The 16,798-nt window shown below is 68.2% G+C and carries 15 protein-coding genes; 3 read left to right on the top strand and 12 right to left on the bottom strand.

What is annotated here, in order from left to right:
* Positions 1–125 precede the first annotated feature (125 nt).
* The 3 genes from KEC55_RS32050 to KEC55_RS32040 all read right to left on the bottom strand — a co-directional run bounded on the left by KEC55_RS32050 (position 126) and on the right by KEC55_RS32040 (position 4,203).
* On the bottom strand, positions 126–1,901 hold the full coding sequence (locus KEC55_RS32050) for a right-handed parallel beta-helix repeat-containing protein (protein WP_282512700.1): 1,776 nt from the start codon (positions 1,899–1,901) through the stop codon (positions 126–128).
* 2 nt (positions 1,902–1,903) lie between these two features.
* Positions 1,904–2,992 carry a 2-dehydro-3-deoxygalactonokinase gene (locus KEC55_RS32045; RefSeq protein ID WP_282512698.1) on the bottom strand — a complete coding sequence of 363 codons (1,089 nt, stop codon included), beginning with the start codon at positions 2,990–2,992 and terminating at the stop codon, positions 1,904–1,906.
* 89 nt (positions 2,993–3,081) lie between these two features.
* Positions 3,082–4,203, bottom strand: a complete 1,122-nt coding sequence (locus tag KEC55_RS32040) for a porin (RefSeq protein ID WP_282512696.1) — start codon at positions 4,201–4,203, stop codon at positions 3,082–3,084.
* A gap of 319 nt (positions 4,204–4,522) precedes the next feature.
* On the opposite strand from KEC55_RS32040, the gene KEC55_RS32035 reads away from it, so the two are divergent.
* Complete coding sequence (locus KEC55_RS32035) at positions 4,523–5,518, top strand: LacI family DNA-binding transcriptional regulator (protein ID WP_282512694.1); 996 nt, start codon at positions 4,523–4,525, stop codon at positions 5,516–5,518.
* 16 nt (positions 5,519–5,534) lie between these two features.
* On the opposite strand, the gene KEC55_RS32030 is transcribed toward KEC55_RS32035, so the two are convergent.
* From KEC55_RS32030 to KEC55_RS32000, 7 genes are all read right to left on the bottom strand, one after another.
* Entirely contained in the window at positions 5,535–6,440 is a 906-nt protein-coding gene (locus KEC55_RS32030; protein ID WP_282512692.1) for an SMP-30/gluconolactonase/LRE family protein, read from the bottom strand.
* Between the two features lie 73 nt (positions 6,441–6,513).
* A complete protein-coding gene (locus KEC55_RS32025) occupies positions 6,514–7,593 on the bottom strand; it encodes an ABC transporter ATP-binding protein (RefSeq protein WP_282512690.1) in 1,080 nt (359 codons plus the stop codon).
* 31 nt (positions 7,594–7,624) lie between these two features.
* On the bottom strand, positions 7,625–8,770 hold the full coding sequence (gene dgoD / locus KEC55_RS32020; RefSeq protein WP_282512688.1) for a galactonate dehydratase: 1,146 nt from the start codon (positions 8,768–8,770) through the stop codon (positions 7,625–7,627).
* Positions 8,767–9,552 carry an SDR family NAD(P)-dependent oxidoreductase gene (locus tag KEC55_RS32015; protein ID WP_282512687.1) on the bottom strand — a complete coding sequence of 262 codons (786 nt, stop codon included), beginning with the start codon at positions 9,550–9,552 and terminating at the stop codon, positions 8,767–8,769. The genes dgoD and KEC55_RS32015 overlap by 4 nt, the downstream gene beginning before the upstream one ends.
* Before the next feature lie 4 nt (positions 9,553–9,556).
* Positions 9,557–10,459, bottom strand: coding sequence for a carbohydrate ABC transporter permease (locus KEC55_RS32010; protein WP_282512685.1), 903 nt, complete (start codon positions 10,457–10,459; stop codon positions 9,557–9,559).
* A complete protein-coding gene (locus tag KEC55_RS32005) occupies positions 10,456–11,325 on the bottom strand; it encodes a carbohydrate ABC transporter permease (protein WP_166959355.1) in 870 nt (289 codons plus the stop codon). Before KEC55_RS32005 ends, KEC55_RS32010 begins: the two co-directional genes overlap by 4 nt.
* A gap of 70 nt (positions 11,326–11,395) precedes the next feature.
* On the bottom strand, positions 11,396–12,589 hold the full coding sequence (locus KEC55_RS32000; protein ID WP_282512676.1) for an ABC transporter substrate-binding protein: 1,194 nt from the start codon (positions 12,587–12,589) through the stop codon (positions 11,396–11,398).
* A gap of 330 nt (positions 12,590–12,919) precedes the next feature.
* Between KEC55_RS32000 and KEC55_RS31995 the strand changes: the two genes are divergently transcribed.
* A complete protein-coding gene (locus KEC55_RS31995) occupies positions 12,920–13,681 on the top strand; it encodes a 2-keto-4-pentenoate hydratase (protein WP_282512674.1) in 762 nt (253 codons plus the stop codon).
* 128 nt (positions 13,682–13,809) lie between these two features.
* A complete protein-coding gene (locus KEC55_RS31990) occupies positions 13,810–15,225 on the top strand; it encodes a 3-deoxy-D-arabino-heptulosonate 7-phosphate synthase (protein ID WP_282512672.1) in 1,416 nt (471 codons plus the stop codon).
* A gap of 21 nt (positions 15,226–15,246) precedes the next feature.
* Here the strand turns inward: KEC55_RS31990 and KEC55_RS31985 are convergent, their stop codons facing one another.
* Together KEC55_RS31985 and KEC55_RS31980 are read right to left on the bottom strand one after the other, a co-directional pair.
* Positions 15,247–16,299, bottom strand: coding sequence for an AraC family transcriptional regulator (locus KEC55_RS31985; protein ID WP_282512670.1), 1,053 nt, complete (start codon positions 16,297–16,299; stop codon positions 15,247–15,249).
* A gap of 147 nt (positions 16,300–16,446) precedes the next feature.
* Complete coding sequence (locus KEC55_RS31980; protein WP_282512667.1) at positions 16,447–16,773, bottom strand: hypothetical protein; 327 nt, start codon at positions 16,771–16,773, stop codon at positions 16,447–16,449.
* Between the last annotated feature and the right edge of the window lie 25 nt (positions 16,774–16,798).

Raw genomic sequence — 16,798 nt, 5'->3', positions numbered from 1 at the left:
CGCGCGGCCATGTCACCATCATCGGCCGACGACGGATTCGGATGTTGACGACGATCAAGCGGGCAGGCAGCCTGCCTGCGACCGGACGACGCGGGCGCCGCGCGGCGACGCCGGCGCCCGTGCCGTCATCGCGCGTGCGGCGCGCGGTACTTGTACGTGTCGAACCCGCTGGCTTTCGACCATGCGCTGGCGACCGCATCCACGTCCTGTCCCGCGAACGGCAGCACCGTATCGGGCTGGGCGCCGTGCCGATAGTTCGGCCCGGTGAACTCGGGATCTGCCGCATAACCGAAGTAGGCGTTGCCGCTCCACACGATGTTCGCGTAGCTGCCCTGCGGATTCTTCGTCCGGAAGATCGCGCCACTGTCCGATGCGTTGTAGAAGCGATTGCCCGTCACCTGGAATGCGTTCGCATAGCTGAGGTTCTCGACGATCGGCGTCACCAGCCCCGGCGTGCGCGTGATCACCACGTTGTCGCGCACGACGGAATCGGCCGACCCCGCTGCCGAAATGATCCGCCGCTTGTCGTTCAGGCTCAGGTTGTTTTCGACGATTGCGCCCGTCTCCTGCGCCGTGTGACCCAGCCCGTCGGAACCGCATCCGCAGAACAGCATCAGCCCGCCGTCGTTGTCGTGGCTGAAATTCGCGGCCACGCGCGTGTTGCGCGTGCCGAGATCGGCGTCGAACGCCATCCCGTCGCCAGCCTCGATGTTGTTCTGCAACCGCACGCCGTTGACCTCGTTGTACTGGAACAGCGCATCGTCGGTGTTGATCGCCCAGGCGCCGGCGCTGTTGCCCGGTGCACGCATCCAGATGTCGTACAGGTGGTTCGCCTCGACCTTCGGCGCGGTCGCCGTGCGCACGATGATGCCGTCGCCGCCGACGTTGTGGATCAGGTTGTTGCGGAGTACGACACGCGTCATCGGGAAATAGTCCGACGCTGCCTGCGTGGCAGGATTCGTCAAGTAGGCCGGATTGCCCTTGTACGGCGGATAGTCGCCGCACGGCGCACCACCCTCGCGACACATCCACGCGGATCGCGTCGACAGTGCGACTGCATCGACGTTGTAGATTTCGCTGTTCTCGACCGCGATGTCGTCGAACCTGGTCGGCTTCTCCTTCGTGCCGACGACTTCGTTGTCGCGCGTCACCTCGAACAGGATCCCGCCGGTCGTCTTGTACGAGCCGACCGTATTGCCCGCGACGTCCTTCAGATAGCCGCGAACGTGATGCACGTACACGTCGTCGACGTCATAGTGGCTGCCCGTGCCGTAATCCTCGAGCCGCACGTACAGCCCGAGGCGACCGCCTGGCGTCGTCGCGTCGTTGGTCAACTCCAGCGAACGAATCTCCCAGTACTGCGTGTTGTACAGATAGATCGCCGCACGGTTCACGGTGGGGTTATCCGATTTGCACAGCGAGTAATAGCCGCTGAACCCGCCCGGCGTCTTGTGCTGCTCGGTGACCGACTGGTCGGGGTCGGCCGCCGCATCCGTACAGCCGGCCGCGATCACGGGGCGCGATGCCTTCGGGTCGCCGTACGCGTCGACGACGATCGGCGCGCCGGCCGCGCCGGTACTGCCCGGTGCGGGCGTAAAGCTGCCGTTGCAGGTGGTGCCGCGCTTGAAGCGCACGTGTGTGCCGGGCACAAGCACGATCCGGTTCAGCGTCGCGAGATCATGGATCGGATTCGCCGGGGTGCCGAGCGTCGCGGGCGAACCTGTTCCAGCCGAGCCGAGCGAACAGTCGACGTGCAGCGTGCCCGGCGTCGCGCCGTCCGCCCGTCCGGCCACGGGCGCAGCGGCGAGTTGCTGCCCCGCCACGCCATCCGCCGATTCTCCACCGCCGCATGCGGCAAGCGCGCCGATCAGCGGCGCCACGACAATCTTCCAGTGTTTCAAAGTCAGTCTCCCGAAATATTGCATTCGCGATCCGGCACCGGGTCGACCGCTGGTCGTTCCGCATGCCGGCCGCCCATTCCGGCAGCCGGTTCGTCCAGACGACCCGGTGCCCCCTCGCTTGCCGCGGGCAACAGCCCTGCCCGCTCGGCCAGCACCCACAAACCGGCTGCCGCCGCGCCGTCGATCGTGTCCACCGGCGGCCAGCCGAACAATGAAGCCGCGTGCCGGTAACGCTCACACAACGCGGCATCGCCGATCAGCATCGGCCGCGGCGCACGTGCGCTCGTGTCGGCGCCCGGCCCGTCGCCCTCCGCGGCGAGTCCTGCAAGCTCGTGCCCGATCAGCACGCCGGACAGGTAGTCGCGCTGCTCGTCGGCCGCCAGTTCGCCGGCCAGCAGCCGCGCGCGGCTGCCGAAGATCGTCGCGAGCAGCCCCGTCGCATGGCCGGCCTGTGCGGCCCGCACGCCGCGTTCGAATGCGTCGCGCGCGAACGCGGCCGGCGGCCGCATCGTGCGGCCGAGCAGACTGTGCGTGCACAGCAGCGCGTACAGCTCGCCCGTCATGAACGTGCGGAAGCGCTCGATGCGCGAGCCGCGCACGGCGACCCATTTCGAATGCGTGCCCGGCAACCCGATCCACCGGGCAGGCGCCGAATCGTGCGCCGCGCCGCCCGCATGCAACGCGCCGACGATCTGCGTCTCCTCGCCGCGCATCACGTTCGCGAGCGCGCCGCGCTGGATCAGCCCCGGCACGATGTGCACGGTCACGCCGCGCGTCGCATGCACCGACTGCAGCGACGCGCCGAGCCGCGTCGCATCGATCGGCACGTCCGCATACGGTGCCTCCCGCCAACCCTGCGCGCTGCCGACCATGCCGGCCGCGACGACCGGCAAGTCCGGCCACGCGTCGAGCCACGCACCGCAGACGTCCTCGAACGCCTCGTCGCATGCGCCGGCGATCGCAACGCCCGCGCCGCCGATCTGCATCACGCCCTTCGGGGCCGCGCGCTCGTCGAGCACGGTGCGCGCGTCCGCCATCAGGTACGCACGCAGCGACGTGGTGCCCCAGTCGAGCGCGATCAGGCGAGGCATCGGTGATTGCCCGCCGGCGCATGGTGTTGCATCTTGCATAGGATTCCTCTGTTTGAAGGTCGTGGCTCGCCGCATGATTCATGCGTGGATCAGAAGAGCGTCTCGATCCCCGCGTAGATGCCCGTCTGCCCATGCCCCGGCATCGGCGATGCACCGAGCCCGCTACCGTTGCCGAGCCCCGGCGACTGCGGGTTCACGCCCAGGTTCGCGCTCGCGCTGTTGAACACGTGCGCGGCCGTCGCATACAGGAACGTGCGCTTGGACAGGTCGTACATCGTGCCGAGCCCGAGGATCGTCGAGCGCCCTTCGCCGCTGTGGTCGGCGGTCCACTGGCCCGCGTCGATCTTCATCGAATAGACGGCGCCCTGCAGATGCAGGAACGGCGTCGCGTCGTACGTCAAGCCGCCCCAGTAGTAGTTCGCGGTACGCGACAGGCCGGCCGGCGTGTCGGGCGCGCTGTAGCGCGTATAGCCGAGCTGCACCAGCGCGGGGCCGAAGCGCTGCCGCACGCCAATGAAGGCTTCCTGCGATGCGGTGAACAGGTTGTCCTCGCGGCCGTACTGGTTGCGGATCTCGTTCCAGATGGCGCGCACTTCGAAATCGCCGTGCGTGTACGCGACCGTCGCGCCGTCGGACAAGCCCGTCGCGTTCACGTTGTTCGGCGAGCCGCGCAGCCAGCCGTTCGAGCTGTTGCCGAGGTTCGCCTGCAGCGCGAACGAGAAACCGCCGAACTTCGGCGATTCGTAGCGGATCCCGTTCGACAGCTTCGGGCCGTTGCGGTACGACGTCAGCGACTCGACCGAATAGTTCTCCTCGAGCAGTGGATCGTACGACCAGATGTAGCTGTTGATGAACGAGCCCTGTCCGAGCCGGAGGAAACCGTAGCGTTCGTTCTTCAGCCCGACCCACGCGCCGCGCTGGAACAGCACGCCGCCGCCGTAGTTGCCGTTCGCCGCGTTGATCGACGATTCGAGCCAGAACACGGCCTGGTTGCCGCCGCCGAGATCCTCCTTGCCGGTGATGCCGAGGATGCTGGTCCCCCAGTCGTTGCCCTCCGAGAAGCGTGAACCCGTCGAATGCGGGCCGTTCTGCACGCCGCTCAGGTACTGCACGTCACCGCCGACGCGCCCCCATACGGTCACGCTCGATTGAGCCTGCGCCACGGCCGGCACCGCCAGGGCCAGCGCCGCGATCCACCCATACTGTCGCATCTAGATCTCCTCCTGCTTTTCGTTGACGTCTCGTCTGATTTGGGAAAACGCTTTCCCTCTAAAGCAAAAAAATATCGCGGCGGTTGTCGTGCGTCGTTTTCCGTTGCATCTCGAACGGAAGGCACGCGTGCTATGCTCGCGAAGTGGGAAAGCGCTTTCATTGTCGACGCGCGATTGCGCTTTTTCAAGAAAATTCTGGCCCTCCAAGGGATACTACCGAGTCCGGTCGCGCGGCACGCATGCGATGCCGCCGCACGGTCGCCACCGCCGGTGCGCATGCTATGCTCGCCGGCAAAATGCACTGACACTCACTTTCATCGTGGCCAAGATCAACGAAGTCGCCGCCGCTGCCGGCGTCTCCATCGGAACCGTCTCGAAGTTCATCAACAAGACGAAGCGCTTCTCGCCTGACGTCGAGCGCCGCATTGCCGAAGCAATCGCGCAGCTCGGCTACGAGTCGAACCCGCTCGCGCGCTCGATGGCCACTGGCCAGACGGGCGCGGTCGGCGTCGTGATCCAGGACATTCTCAACCCGTACTTCACCGCGATGGTCAAGGGCGTGAACCGGATCGCGCAGCGCAACGATTTCGTCGTCCTGATCGTCGATGCCGACGAAAACCGCAAGGGCGAACGGCCGGCGCTGACGAAGCTGAGCCGGCGCGTCGACGGGCTGATCCTGAACACCAGCATGCCCGACGACGACCTGCGCTGGACCGCGAGTCTCGGCAAGCCGGTGGTCGCGGTCGGTTCCGCGCCGCGCGACGGCTTGCTCACGCTCTACTCCGATCCGGTTCGCGCGGGCGAGATGCTCGGCCAGCACCTGTTGATGGAGAAGTACCAGCGCTTCGCGTACATCAGCCTGCCGAACGCGCGCGGCGACGACGAACGCCGCGCCGGCGCCGAGCAGGTGCTCGCGCGCGCCGGCCTGCCGCTGCGCACGTTCAGCGTGCCGCGCGCGACGGTGGCCGACGGCGAGCGCGTGTGCGCGTCGGTGATGCTGTCGGCCGAGCCGCCCGATGCGGTGATCTGCTACAACGACATGATCGCGGCCGGCTTCATCAAGGAAGCCGAACGGCTCGGCATCGCGATCCCGCACGACGTCGCCGTGTGCGGCTTCGACAACCTCGAACTCGGCAAGCTCACGTCGCCCACGCTGACGTCGATCGACACCGAAACCGAGCGCGCGGGCGAAGTCGCGATGACGACGTTGCTCGATGCGCTCGCGGGCAAGTCACCGGAACCGCATACGATGCTCGAGGCACGGCTCGTCGTGCGCGAATCGACGGTGCGGCCGCGCGACGCGCGGCGCCGCTAACCGCCCGTTTCCCCGTTCAACGCGGCGCGGCCGCGACCGCTTCGCCGAGCCATGCACGCGCGACGCAATGCTGTTCGAGCCCGGCCACGCCCGGGCGCGTCTCGAACAGGCTGCCCGCGAGCGGCCCGCGCAGCAGCCCGTCCGCGCTCACGTTGACCGACGCCGACGTGACGAACAACGTCGCGCGATCGGCGCCGCCGAACGCGACGCTGGTCGGCCGCTGCACCGGCATCTCGACAACCCTGTCGAGCGCGCCGTCCGGCGCGTAGCGATGCAGCCGCCAGCCGTCCCAGATCGCCGACCACACACCGCCTTGCGCATCGACCGCGAGCCCGTCCGGCACGCCGCGCGCATCGCCGAACGTCGCGAACGGCCGCGCATTCGACAACTGACCGGCCGAGACGTCGAAGTCGTACGCGAAGATCGTGCGGCGGCCGGAATCCGTCACGTACATCGTCGCGCCGTCGGGGCTCCAGCCCATTCCGTTCGCGCACGCGAAGCCGGCGACCGCGACGCGCGACGCACGCGGATGCTCGAAGCAATGCAGATCGCCGGGGCCGTCGCCGTCGTCGGCCATCGTGCCGACCCAGAAGCGGCCACGCGCGTCGACCGCGCCGTCGTTGTAGCGCAGCGACGGCCGTGCATGCGCGGCGTCGGCCAGCCGCTCGAGCGTGCCGTGCGCGGGATCGAACAGGTGCAGGCCGCTCTTCAACGCGACGAGCAGCCGCCCGTCGTCGACGCCCGCGACGCAGCCGGCCAGCTCCGGCAGCAGCCAGAAGCCCGTCTGCCCGTGGCCGGGCGTGTAGCGGTAGAGCGCCGTGCGCTTGATGTCGATCCAGTAGAGCGACGCCGAGCGTTCGCACCAGAGCGGGCCCTCACCCAGGATCGCGTTCGCGCCCTGTACCAGTTTTACTGTCGTCATCGAAATTCTGTTTTTATGCATGCGTTCGGCCGCCCGCCGGTACGGCGGGCGGAACCTGCCAGCCGGGCCGGACTCAGAGCGCGCGGCCGGCGTCGTCGAAGAAGTGCGCGTGCCGCATATCGACGCGCACGCCGACCGGTTGCCCCGACGCGACTGCGTAGGCGTCGCGGTTCTGCCGTACCGACAGCAGCCGGTCGTGACCCGCGAGCTCGACATAGACGATCGTTGCGTCACCCAGATGCTCGGCGTGCGTGACGCGGCCGTCGAGCCCTGTGCCGGGCGCGCCGACCATGAGGTTCTCCGGCCGGATACCGAGCTGCAGCGAACCCGCCGGCCACGTGCGCGACGCGTCCGGCGCCGCGGCGAGCGAGCCGCCCGGCACGTCGAAGCGCGGCGCATCGGCGCCGCCGTGCGCGCGGCACGGCAGGAAGTTCATCGACGGCGAACCGAGGAACGATGCGACGAAATGGTTCGCCGGCTGCTCGTACAGCGACAGCGGCGAGCCGACCTGCTCGATGCGCCCGCCGTTGAACACCGCGATGCGATCACCGAGCGTCATCGCCTCGACTTGGTCGTGCGTCACGTAGATCATCGTGCTGCCGAGTTCGCGATGCAGCCGCGCGAGTTCGAGCCGCATCCCGCCGCGCAGCGCCGCGTCGAGGTTCGACAGCGGTTCGTCGAAGAGGAACACGCCCGGCTTGCGCACGATCGCACGGCCGATCGCGACGCGCTGCCGCTGGCCGCCCGACAGTGCCTTCGGCTTGCGCTCGAGCAGCGCGGACAGCCGCAGCGCTTCGGCTGCCTGCCCGACACGCGTGCGCGTCTCGGCCGCATCGACGCCCGCGAGCTTCAGCCCGAACGCCATGTTCTCGAACACCGTCATGTGCGGATACAACGCGTAGTTCTGGAACACCATCGCGAGCCCGCGCTTCGCGGCCGGCACGTCGTTGACGCGGCGGCCGTCGATCAGCAGGTCGCCCGACGTGATCTCCTCGAGCCCCGCGAGCATCCGCAACATCGTCGACTTGCCGCAGCCCGACGGGCCGACGAACACCATGAATTCGCCGTCCTCGATGTCGAGGCTGACGTCCTTGATCACATCCGCGCCGTCGTCGTAACGCTTGCGGATCTGCTTGAGCGACACACTTGCCATGATTGCGTTTCTCCTCGTCCGTTCGCGCCGCTTACCATTCGGCGACCGAGCCATCCTCGCGGCGCCACACCGGGTTGCGCCAGCGGTGCCCCGTGGTGGCGGCTTCCCTCACCTTCTCCTCGTCGATCTCGACGCCGAGACCCGGCGCATCCGGGCGCGCGACGTAGCCCGCGTCGAACGCGAACGGGATGCCGCGCGTGTACGCGTACATCGCGTTGTCGTCGTGATAGGCCACATTGGTCGACTGCTCCTGGATGAACGCGTTCGGCGTGCAGAAATCGATCTGCAGCGACGCCGCGAGCGTCAGGGGCCCAAGCGGGCAATGCGGCGCGACCGCAACGTCATACGCCTCGGCCATCGCCGCGATCTTGCGCAGCTCCCAGATGCCGCCCGTATGGCTCACGTCGGGCTGCACGATGTCGACGACGCCTTCCTGCAGCAACTCCTTGAACTGCCAGCGCGTGAACAGCCGTTCGCCGGTCGCGAGCGGCACCGCGCAGTCGCGCGCGACTTCGCGCAGCGCGTCGTTGTGCTCGGGCAGCAGCAATTCCTCGTAGAACATCGGGTCGAACGGCGCGAGCGCCCTTGCAAGCGCCTTCGCCACCGGCCGGCGCACACGGCCGTGGAAGTCGATGCCGAGCCCAACCTCCTTGCCGATCGCGTCGCGCACCGTGCCGAAGCGCGCGACCGCGCGATCGATCGCCGCCGGCGACTCGATCCAGTCGGTCGCATTGACGACGCCCATCTTCAGCGCCGTGTAGCCGGCCTCGACGAGCTGTCGTGCATTCGCGGCCATCTCCTCCGGCGAGTCGCCCTTCACGTGCGCATAGACGCGCGCCTTGTCGCGCACGGGGCCGCCGAGCAGGTCGTAGACGGGCACGCCGAGCGCGCGCGCCTTGATGTCCCACAGCGCCTGCTCGATGCCCGAGATCGCGCTCGTCAGGATCGGGCCGCCGCGATAGAAGCCGCCGCGATACATGACCTGGAACAGGTCCTCGATGTGGCGCGGGTCGCGACCGATCAGGTAGTCGGCGAGCTCGTGCACGGCGGCGGCCGTGGTGGCCGCGCGCCCTTCGACGATCGGCTCGCCCCAGCCGGCGAGGCCCTCGTCGGTGCTGACCTTCACGAACTGCCAGCGCGGTGCGACCGCGAATGTTTCGATTTCGGTGATCTTCATGAGGAGGAACGGGTGCGGTTGAACAGCAGTGCCGACATGCCGTTGTCGGCGACGAGATCCGCGCCGGCGATGCCGATCGCCGCGTCCGACAGCAGGAACGCGGCGATGCGGCCGATATCGGCCGGCTCGTTGATGCGCTGCGCGGGATGCAGCGCGCGATACGCGTCGAGCAGCGCGGGATCGCGCTCGAGCGCCGCGCCGATCGGCGCGTTCAGTGTGAAACCGGGGCTCAGCGTGTTGACACGGATGTGCTGCGGCGCGAGGCTCGTCGCCATCGCACGTGACATCGCGACGATGCCGCCCTTGGTCGCAGCGTACATCTCGAAGCCCGGCACGCTCGCGCCCGCGTGATTCGACGCGATGTTGACGATCGCGCCGCCGCCGGCGCGCGCGATGCGCGGCGCCGCGAGCTGCGCGCACTGGAACATCGCGCGCAGGTTGGTGCGGTACAGGCGGTCGCAGTCGTCGAGCGAGAACGCATCGAACTGGCCGTGCAGCGTGATGCCCGCGTTGTTCACGAGCCCGTCGAGTCGGCCGTGGTGCGCGTCCACGCGCTCGAACAGCGCGGCGACGCTCGCCGGGTCCGCGACGTCCGTTTCGACGAACAGCGCGTCGCGCCCGTCGAGCCGTTCGCGCACCACGTCGGCACGCGCGGCGTTCTTCTCCGCGACGACAACCCGCGCGCCGCACGACGCGAGGACTTCGACGATGCCGAGGCCGATGCCGTCGCCGCCGCCGGTGACGACGACCACGCGGCCGTCGAGCGATTCGAATGGATTCATGATGTCACCCCTTGACCGCGCCGGCCGTGATGCCCGCGACGATCCTGCGCTGGAGAATGAAGAACAGCACGAGCAGCGGCAGCGTGCCCATCACGGCCGCCGGGAACAGCTTGGTCGGATCGATGTCGTTGGTGCCGATGAAGCGGAACACCGCGACCGTGATCGTGAACTTCGACGAATCGGTGAGGAACAGCAACGGATAGACGAGGTCGTTCCATACCGACAGCGTGACGAACATCGCGAGCGTGCCGGTGATCGGACGCAGCAGCGGCAGCACGATGTACCAGTACACCTGCAGCGGGCTGCAGCCGTCCATCACCGCCGCCTCTTCCAGTTCGAGCGGGATGCGCTTCAGGAAGCTCGTGTAGAAGAACACGCCGAGCGGCAGGCTCTGCACGGTGTACGCGAGCACGACGCCGAGATACGTGTTGAGCAGGTGCAGGTCGCGAAACAGCACGTACAGCGGCGTCAGGCTGACGAACATCGGGATCGTCAGGCCGAGCGTCAGCACGATGTAGACCGCGGTCGACAGCCGGCCCTTCACGCGCGCCAGCGGATACGCCGCGAGCGACGAAAGCAGCGCGACGAGGAACGTGACCGCGAGCGTGATGCCGATCGTGTTCGCGACGCTGCGCCAGTAGTTCATCTGCGTGAACACCGCCGCGTAGTTGCCGAAGAACACGTGATCGGGCAGCCCGAGCGGGCGCGCGATGATGTCGTCGCCGGTGCGCAGCGACATCAGCACCATGTAGATCGTCGGCAGCAGCACGATCGCGACGATCGCGATCGCGGCCACCAGCCGCGCGAGGCCCGGCACGCGGCGCAGCAGCGTGCCCGCGCGCAGCCCGCCGCCCGACGTACCGGCGGACGGATGGTCCGCATGAAAGCGTTGACGGATGACGTTCACAGGTTGTCCTCCCGGCGGCGCAGGATCGTGTTCTGGGTGGTGGCAACCACCACGACGATCGCGAGCATGATCATCGACAGCGCACTCGCGAAGCCGAACTTGTAGTCGTTGAACAGGCTGTGGAAGATCTGCAGCCCGAGCGTGGTCGTCGCGCCGTCCGGCCCGCCGTTGGTCAGCACGAGCGGCAGCTCGAAGGTCTTCAGCGTGCCGATCGTGCTCAGCGTGATGTTCACGGTGAACGCCGGCGCGAGCAGCGGCAGGTCGATGCGCGTGAAGCGTACCCACGCATTCGCGCCGTCGAGCTTCGCCGCGTCGTGCAGCTCCGTCGGAATGTTCAGGTAGCCGGCCAGGAAGATCGCCGTCGAATAGCCGACGTACATCCACACGTGCACGGCCGTGACGGCCGGCAGCGTGACCGACGGATCGCCGAGCCACACCTGTTGCAGCGCGTCGAGATGCACGAGATGCAGCAGTTCGTTGATGCCGCCGCCGAGCGGCGAGTACAGGTACTCCCACACGAACCCGGCGATCACCGCCGAGAACATGCTCGGCACGAGCAGCCCGACGCGCAACGCGCCGCGCAGCCGCGGCAGCGAGAACAGCAGCGCCGCGAACAGCAGCCCGAGCCCGTTCTGCACGATCACGACGATCGCCGCATACGCGAACGTGACGACGAGCGTATGCAGGCTCGCGGGATCGCGAAACGCGGCCGCGTAGTTCGCGAGCCCGATCCAGTGCGCGTCGCCCACACCGGAGAAATCCGTCAGGCTCATCCGCGCGGCCTTGAACAGCGGATACAGGCTCAGCAGCGCGTACAGCGCGAGCGCCGGCACGGCGCACCACAGCAAGGTCCGGTTGCGCTTCATCGTGCGCCTCCTTCGTCGAACCGTGCCGCGCGACCTCGCGCGGCACGGGAAATGTCAGCGGACGGGCGGTTCATCGCGCGGCCGCATCCCAACGGGCGAGCAGCTTCGCCGGGTCCTGCCCGATGTCGAGGAAATACGCGGACATCGAATTCCAGATCGCCGTGAACAACGTGCCGGTCCACACGCCCTTCGGATACAGCACGACGTGCCCGTTCTTCTGCGCGGCCGCGTACGGCTGCGCCTGCGGCGGCATCGCGTCGGTGCCGCCTTCGAACGGGCTGAACCCGGCTTCCGCGTCGAGGAACTGGCGGTCGTTGTCGGAGCGCGCCCAGAACGCGAGCCATTTCTTCGCGGCGTCGGCCTGGTGCGACGCCGCATTGATCGCCCACGCGGTGCCAAGCATGTCGAGCGCGACGGGCCCGTTGCCGGGCACGAGCGCCGGCAGCGGCGCGAACTGGAACGACAGTCCCTTCGTCGCGCTGAACTTCGCGATATTCCACGCGCCCTGCGGCATCATCGCGACGCGGCCGGCCTGGAACTCGGTCAGCCCCGTGCTCCACGCGCTCACGCCATTGTTCAGGCGCGGCACGAAGCACTTCGCGTCCGCGAGCACCTTCAGCGCGGCCATCGATTGCCTGAACGCCGGATCGGCCGCGAAGCGCGCACTGCCCGCGCCGACGAACGACTCGGCGCGCGCATCCGCGTCGCCGCCGCCGGCGGCGAGCCCCGACGCGATCACGAGCGCCGCGGGCGCCCAGCCTTCCTTCGCGGGCAGCAGCATCGGCGTGATGCCGGCCGCCGCGAGCTTCCCGCACGCGGCCTTCAACTGGTCGACGTCGGTCGGCACCGTCGCGATGCCCGCGCGCTTGAACAGGTCGAGGTTCGCGAACAGGCCGATGCCGACCAGTTCCATCGGCAGCATGTAGGTCTTCCCGCCGATCTGCGTGTGCGCGCGCACGCCACGCCAGATCGTCGGCACCCACTTCTCGCCGCTCAGGTCCAGCAGTTGATGCGCGCCCTGCCATTGCCGCATCAGCTCGCGATCGACCATCAACACGTCGGGGCCGTTGCCGCCCTGCAGCCGCGACGACACGACCGTCGTCGTGTCGTTGCGCGACATGTATTCGAACTTGACCTTGATGTCGGGGTTTTCCTTCTCGAACTTTGCGATCAGCGCCGCCATGTTGGCGGGCTCGGCGCCGCCGCCCTTCCAGCCCGTCACGTCGAGCGTGACCGGCGCGGCGCACACCTGCGCCGCCAGCACTGAAAGGACTGCGAAAGTTATCGTCCGAAGCCTGTTGAACATCTGCTGTCTCCACGTTGTTGTTGATCCGTCGCGCCGGAAGCCCGCGTTTCCCGTCGTTCGATTCATTTGGGAAAGCGCTTTCCCTATTGTGTCGCACAACCTGCCCGGCGTGCAAGCACCGGCATGAAACGATCGTCTAGGGGATATCCCGAGGGCCTGTCGCGGCGGCCGCGAGCCGCCCGGACGCGACCGGATCGAGCGGCCATCGTGCCGAAGGCGCTATCATCGACTCTGCGACTTTCGTCCGGCCCTTTTTTGCCGGCCCCACTTTCAACTCGCACAACCGACATGACAACGACTACCGAACGCGTGGACGGCGCCGCCCAGCATCTCGTCGCCGCCCGCCATGCCGGCTCGCCCGGCCCGCTGTTGCCCGATGCGCTGCGCCCCGAGGACGTCGAGACCGCACTCGCGATCCAGCAGCGCGTGGCCGACCTGCTCGGCGAACCCGTCGGCGGATGGAAATGCGCGCTGCCGCCGCCCGATCGCGTGATCCTCGCGCCGATCTTCGCGTCGACGATCCGCGAAGCCGATGCGCCGTACCGCGTCGTCGGCGGGCCGATCGTGCGGATCGAACCGGAAATCGCCTTCGTGCTCGATCGCGACCTGCCCGCGCGCGAGCGACCTTATGAAGAAAGCGACGTGCGCGCGGCGATCGGCGAAGTGCGCATCGTGCTCGAAGTGCTCGGCTGCCGCTATGCGGAGCCGGCGCGCGCGTCGAAGTTCGAGCTGCTGGCCGACGGGCAATTCAACCAGGGGCTGTGCGTCGGCCCCGTCGTGCCCGACGGGCTGAACGTGCCGCTCGCGACGCTGGCGCTCTCGTTCGAGGGCGCGCTGAACCGCGCGATCGACGGCCGCCATCCGGACGGCGATCCGCTGAAGCCGCTCGTGTGGCTCGTCAATTTCCTCGCGGCGCGCGGCGACGCGGTGCGCGCCGGGCAGATCGTGACGACCGGTTCGTACGCGGGCGCGATCGACGTGCCGCTCGGCGATGCGCTGACGGTCCGCTTCGGCGAGCTCGGCAGCCTGTCGGTGACATTGACGGCGTGACGGATCGGGTGCGTGGGTGCCGGGCCGCGCCACCGTGCACCTGTTGCCCGCCGTGATACCGTTGCAGATCGTCGCGCGTTCCGGCCCGAGGGCCGCGCACGCGAACTGCCTTTACGCTCGAACCCGCCATGTCACTGACACCGCTTCCCGCCCTGCTCGACGAAACCCTGCGCGTCGTCGCCCGCCGTTACCGGCTGCCGCCGCTCGACGGCACGTCGTCATTGAGCGACACCACGAATCCGGCCACCGCCCTTGCGATCGTGATCGAGGAAGCGCGCCGGATGCGGACCGACGGCCAGTCGCCCGGCGCGGCATTGCGGCAGCACTTCATCGATGCACTCGCGCAGATGATCCGCGACGCGATGGATCCTCAATCCGGCGATCCGTCCTTTCAGGCGTCGGTGCTGAGGCACGATGCCCCGAGCGTGCGCGAATATGCGTCGCTGGCCGCACACGCCGAACAGGATCGGCGCGCGCTGTACTCGGCCGTCAACGCGATCGCGCACCCGGCCAAACTCGAACGCAGCGCGCAGACGTGGCAACGCGACGGGCTCGCACGACTGCATGCGGCCGCAACCGCCGCGTCGTGGGCCGATCTTCATGCGACGCTGCAGCAACTGCTCGCCCTGCCCGACATGGCGACCGACGCCGCTTTCGAGCAGGACATCGTCAAGCTGAAGGACAGCCCCGCGCTCGAACGCATGTTGCGCCTCGACGTGCTGGCATCGGACGACGACGTCCGTCGATACCGCGCGCTGTGGGTCCGCCAGGGGCCGCTCGAAGGCAGCACGATCGCGGTCGCGCAGGGCGTCGCCTCCCAACAGCGTGGCGCGGCCGTCGAGGCGCTGGCGGCGCAGGCGCTCGACGCGCTGGCCGGCAGGCTCGATGCGGTGGACGGGGAGCGGACCTACCGGGTGGTCACGTCGATGCGCGTGCCGTCATCGATCCCCGGCCGCCACGACCGCGCAAAAACCGAATGGGACGCGATCCTGCTCGAACGCGCACGAAGCGATGACGCGACGTCCGCGTGGAACGTCCGCTTCCTCGTCGAAGCAAAGGCGTCCGCCGATGCCGCGACCACCGATTTGCCGCGGCTGCTGCGTGGCCTGAACCTGCTTGCGCAGGCCGACCCGGACACGGTCTATGCGTTCGAGACGCACCAGGGCACGGTGCGCGTGCATGGCGCATCGCTGCGCGCGCTGACGACCGACGACGCCGCGCTGCAACGCGAAGTGCTCTATTGCTGCGACGCCTCCGCGGACGCGACGCCGCGCCTGCTCGGCGCCGCGAGCCGGATGCAATTGCTGTCGGCGCAGGCGAGCCTCGAATACGCGAGCGCGCTCGCGCAGCAGCAGCCGGATGCCGACCCGGACGGGCTCGGCGTCATCTGGCACGCACTGCTGACACTGCCGCAATGGCATGCCGTGCTGCATCAGTACCCGTCGTTGCGGCAGGTCCGCGAACTGATGGTCGCGATCGACGACCTGCGTGCCGCGATCGGCGATGCCGATGACGGGGACGTCGCCAGCAGCGTGTGCGCGTGACGGACGAGCGGCACCGGCCGCTCAGTTGGTGAGCACACCGAACGGTAGCGTCCAACCGGCCAGCCGGCCGCCATCGCCCCAGCGCGCGTCGGCCGCATCGACCGGCAGCAAGACCGGTGCGGCCGCGCACTCGAGCGTTTCCTTCGGCGTATGACCGAATTCCGACTTGAACAGCCGGTGGAAATACTTCTCGTCGGGGAAGCCGTGCGCCCACGCGATTTCCGCGATGCGCTGGTGCCGACGCTGCGGATCGCCGAGCACGTGGTACGCGTGGCGCAACCGCCGGCGCGTGATCTGCCGCATCACGCCGCCTTCCTCCTTGAACAACTGATAGAGCCGCGCCCGCGACACCCCGATGTCGCGGCAGATCCGCTCGGGCGTGAGGTCGGGCTCCAGCAGATGCACGTCGATGTAGCGCCGGACCCGGTCGACCAGCGCGTGGTCGATCGGACCGCGTGCGTCGTTCAACGCCTGCGCGGTCGGCGCAACGGCCGCGGCCAGCAGCAGCAACATCGACTGGACAATGCTCGGCACCTCGTGCGTGCGCAGGTTCGGCAGGTTCCGGAACAGCGACAGCATCTGGTCGCCGACCAGGCGACCCACGCCGCTCGTCAGCGTCTGGCCGTGCGCCTGCGCCGCATGGCTCGGCAACAGGTATCTGGGCACCACGAGGCTGATCACGTCGCCGGCGTCGACCCGGCAGTCGTTGATCTGCGCGACGTCGTAGACGAACAGGTCGCCCGCGCGCTTGACCAGCTCGGGGCCACCGGTATGACTCGCGAGCCGCCCGCCGAGCAGCAGCGTGAAGCGGATCGAATCCTGGCCGTCGAGCCGGATCCGCCGCGGCGTCCGGCGGACCGTATAGGTCGGCGCGCGCGAGCGCCATTGCCGGCCCGACAGGATCAGCGGGCCGAGTGCCGCACCGCTCGCCTCCGCGTCGAACGGGCCAAGCCCGCCGTCGTCATCGAGCCGGTAGTCGCACAGCATGTCCTTGACCCAGACGTGGAACCGGTCCGGCTCGGGATAGTCGATGGTGCGAAACTTGAAAACAGGGACGAATGCCGCTTGATCCATGACAGTTTTTTATCGAACCGGTGGAAAAGGAGGAATCGGTTCGTCGATTATCGGACCAAATTGCGCCGGCGCAAGGCCGACGCGGCATATCGTCCACTCAAGCAGTCGACCGGCGCCCTGTGACGGGCGCCGTCGACACCGCGGCCATCAGCGTTGCGGATGGCATTCCCAGTTGTTGTACGTCGGCCGATCGATCGGCGTGAGCCCCGGAATCATGAACACCGTACAGCCGAAACGCCGCCCCTTGCCGGTCGTCGCGTCGTAACTCACTTTCTGGCCGCCCAGCCCATCCTTTTTCCCGTACTGCACGTTGGCGACGGTGATCTCGTCCGACGACGCGAGCCCGAGCGTTTTCGCGGTCGACGTCTGCACGTCGATCATGTTCATCTGCGTCGTGCCGCACGCGGACAGCACGAGGCCGGCGACCGTGATGCCCAGTGCGCTCCGGACGGTGCGATGCAAGGTTCTTTTCATGGTTTCTCCTTCGAATTCGCGGCGC

Source organism: Burkholderia cepacia (assembly GCF_029962485.1).
Taxonomy (GTDB): Bacteria; Pseudomonadota; Gammaproteobacteria; order Burkholderiales; family Burkholderiaceae; genus Burkholderia.
The sequence above is the reverse complement of the archived record's forward strand: the minus strand, read 5'-3'. Positions and strand labels throughout refer to the sequence as shown.

Coding starts and splice junctions, on each gene's coding strand:
- KEC55_RS31990 (WP_282512672.1), top strand. CDS start 13,810: ATGTCACTGACACCGCTTCCCGCCCTGCTCGACGAAACCCTGCGCGTC.
- KEC55_RS32005 (WP_166959355.1), bottom strand. CDS start 11,325: ATGAAGCGCAACCGGACCTTGCTGTGGTGCGCCGTGCCGGCGCTCGCG.
- KEC55_RS32025 (WP_282512690.1), bottom strand. CDS start 7,593: ATGGCAAGTGTGTCGCTCAAGCAGATCCGCAAGCGTTACGACGACGGC.
- KEC55_RS32030 (WP_282512692.1), bottom strand. CDS start 6,440: ATGACGACAGTAAAACTGGTACAGGGCGCGAACGCGATCCTGGGTGAG.
- dgoD (WP_282512688.1), bottom strand. CDS start 8,770: ATGAAGATCACCGAAATCGAAACATTCGCGGTCGCACCGCGCTGGCAG.
- KEC55_RS32045 (WP_282512698.1), bottom strand. CDS start 2,992: ATGCCTCGCCTGATCGCGCTCGACTGGGGCACCACGTCGCTGCGTGCG.
- KEC55_RS31995 (WP_282512674.1), top strand. CDS start 12,920: ATGACAACGACTACCGAACGCGTGGACGGCGCCGCCCAGCATCTCGTC.
- KEC55_RS32015 (WP_282512687.1), bottom strand. CDS start 9,552: ATGAATCCATTCGAATCGCTCGACGGCCGCGTGGTCGTCGTCACCGGC.
- KEC55_RS32040 (WP_282512696.1), bottom strand. CDS start 4,203: ATGCGACAGTATGGGTGGATCGCGGCGCTGGCCCTGGCGGTGCCGGCC.
- KEC55_RS31985 (WP_282512670.1), bottom strand. CDS start 16,299: ATGGATCAAGCGGCATTCGTCCCTGTTTTCAAGTTTCGCACCATCGAC.
- KEC55_RS31980 (WP_282512667.1), bottom strand. CDS start 16,773: ATGAAAAGAACCTTGCATCGCACCGTCCGGAGCGCACTGGGCATCACG.